The following is a 1,729-nucleotide window of genomic DNA, read 5'->3' as shown; positions in this document are numbered from 1 at the left end:
GATTTATTAGATCGGAATCTGTTTTATAAAGGCCGAAAATCTGTAGAATATGAAATTCTATATCCCAAAATTGCTTTGGCAGCTTCTTGGTTTTATGAGTTGGTAGATCCAGTAGAGTATCCTCCTTTGATAGGAAGACAAGGTCTTGGCTTGGACATTAGCCTAAAAGCAGAGCCTTTGGTAGGCATTACCATAAAATGGGACTTGTTGGAATTATTGTGTAGACGGCATCCAATAGCATATGCTATACTAAAAACAGTAGATACTTTGATTTATATTCTGGCAGATGATGACAGTGCAATAACATGTGATTTTTCGGTTACTGGACAGATAGATACTGAGATTGACTGGCAGTACAATATGTTAGCAGGATGTAATGATTTGTCAGTTAAAGGGAAAAGTGCAATTAATGCGGAGTTACTAATTGATTTAAAACTTGTTAATAAACTTTCTGTATTTTCATATGAAGTAGTTGCTAACAGAGAGTTAAAAGGAGTTGCTAATATTGGATTGGGTATACAAGATAATTTAGGAGTTGATTCAAAGGGGATTTATATTCAAAAAGACGTGATATTTGAAGGTATTAAATTAGTAGGAGGTTTAACTGCTAAATTAGACATAAACAAAAAATCTAAACCAAAACAAAAACTTGATGGTATAGGAGGAGAGGTAAAAGTAGAGATAACTATGTTAGCACATACGTTTTCAACAGATAAAATATATTTTAAATGATAAAAAAATTTACTTTAATAATCCTTACTTTATTCAGTTTACAGAGTTGTGCTCAAAAAAAACAAGAAAACAAAATGGAAAATATATATGTAAAACTCAATGCAGTTGAACATGAAAAAATAGTTTTTTTAAGTTTAAATTATTCTTCATGTTCAATAGAAGTATTAATTAATGACATTCCTATTTATTCTAATTTAAATGGGAAATTGAAATCAGGAAATAGTTTTAGCTTACAAATTAACGAGTACATACTAAAATCAGGTATTCAGAATTTAAAAATTAAATTGTATCCTACGAGTAATGATAGTGATGTTTTGGACTCTACAATTTTTGCACTAGCAAAAGCTTCAGTAAAAATAGTATACGGAAATAAAGGTGAAAAGATTAGTAGTTATGAAAGTCTAATTAACATGGATATTAATCCTACTGATATTAAAGAAAGTCCATATTATGAAGTAAATAACAGTTTTGAAATCAAATATTTGCCATATGTATTACTAGGATGGTCAAATAGTGTAAATTTAGGAAAGGAGAATGTAAGAGAATTAGAAAAAGAAGTGGTTACATACTTTAATTCTTATAGAGATGATATGAGAAATAAAAATATCGAATCTATATCATCAAAACTCTATAACAGAGAATATGAAAAATCAGTAGCTAATTATTTTAACAAAGAGGAAGATTCCCGAATAATTAAAGAATCAATTGTAAAAGAGGTAAATATTAATAATGACTTTCTTCCAATTGAAAACTATAAAATATTGATTCTTGGGGAAGGAAATGTGGTGACTCTAGTAAGAGTTGATAAGTATTTTAGAGGTGAAGCTGTAATAATAGGCGAAACAGAGAACGACTATAATTTTTACCCAATTTTTCTTCATCGTCCTAGCCCTGGTGCTCCATTAGAAGTAATCCGTTGATTATGCAGAGGAGTATATATGTTCTTCTTTTTTTGAACTTAGAAGTACGTAGTTGTGCTCAAAAGACAATAACAAAG

2 protein-coding genes are annotated in these 1,729 nt (G+C 29.5%); both read left to right on the top strand.

The features are described from left to right. Positions 1–732: hypothetical protein (locus tag HX062_RS16055; protein WP_286468126.1), on the top strand; the 732-nt coding region annotated here is incomplete at its 5' end. Beyond that, the gene (locus HX062_RS16050) at positions 729–1,652 is read left to right on the top strand and encodes a hypothetical protein (protein ID WP_286468124.1); all 924 of its coding nucleotides are present in this window, start codon (positions 729–731) and stop codon (positions 1,650–1,652) included. The genes HX062_RS16055 and HX062_RS16050, both read left to right, overlap by 4 nt. The last annotated feature ends 77 nt before the right edge of the window (positions 1,653–1,729 follow it).

This window comes from Myroides sp. DF42-4-2, from assembly GCF_030326445.1.
Lineage (GTDB): Bacteria > Bacteroidota > Bacteroidia > Flavobacteriales > Flavobacteriaceae > Flavobacterium.
This window is presented reverse-complemented; position numbering and strand designations above follow the sequence as displayed.

Coding starts and splice junctions, on each gene's coding strand:
- HX062_RS16050 (WP_286468124.1), top strand. CDS start 729: ATGATAAAAAAATTTACTTTAATAATCCTTACTTTATTCAGTTTACAG.